This is a genomic window from Lacibacter sp. H407, from assembly GCF_037892605.1.
In the GTDB taxonomy this organism is placed as follows: Bacteria; Bacteroidota; Bacteroidia; order Chitinophagales; family Chitinophagaceae; genus Lacibacter.
On the sequence record NZ_JBBKTU010000004.1, the window covers coordinates 1 to 505 of the forward strand.

1 protein-coding gene is annotated in these 505 nt (G+C 45.5%); it reads right to left on the reverse strand.

The window, feature by feature from the left end; translation table 11 throughout:
• Window positions 1-505: SprB repeat-containing protein (locus WG989_RS20925; protein ID WP_340432107.1), on the reverse strand; the 505-nt coding region annotated here is incomplete at both ends.

The following is a 505-nucleotide window of genomic DNA, read 5'->3' on the forward strand; positions in this document are numbered from 1 at the left end:
AGGTACTGAAGCAAGATCTTCTGTTGTTGCTCCGGTATTCCACAAGAAACTATATGGAGCCGTACCACCACCAACGGTAAGATTTACTGAACCGTTACCGCCAAAACATAATGCATGCGTTGGAACTGCATTCGCTGTAAGATCCGATGGTGCAGTCACTGTTGCATTTGCTGTTTCTGTACAGCCATTTGCATCAGTTACGGTTACACTATATGCTCCTGCCGGTACTGAAGCAAGATCTTCTGTTGTTGCTCCGGTATTCCACAAGAAAGTATATGGAGGCGTACCACCACCAACGGTAAGATTTACTGAACCGTTACTTGCATTACAAGCTGCAGGTGTTGGAACGGCATTCGCTGTAACATCTGTTGGTTGATTCACTGTTGCATTTGCTGTTTCTGTACAGCCGTTTGCATCAGTTACGGTTACACTATATGCTCCTGCTGGTACTGAAGCAAGGTCTTCTGTTGTTGCTCCGGTATTCCACAAGAAAGTATACGGAGGT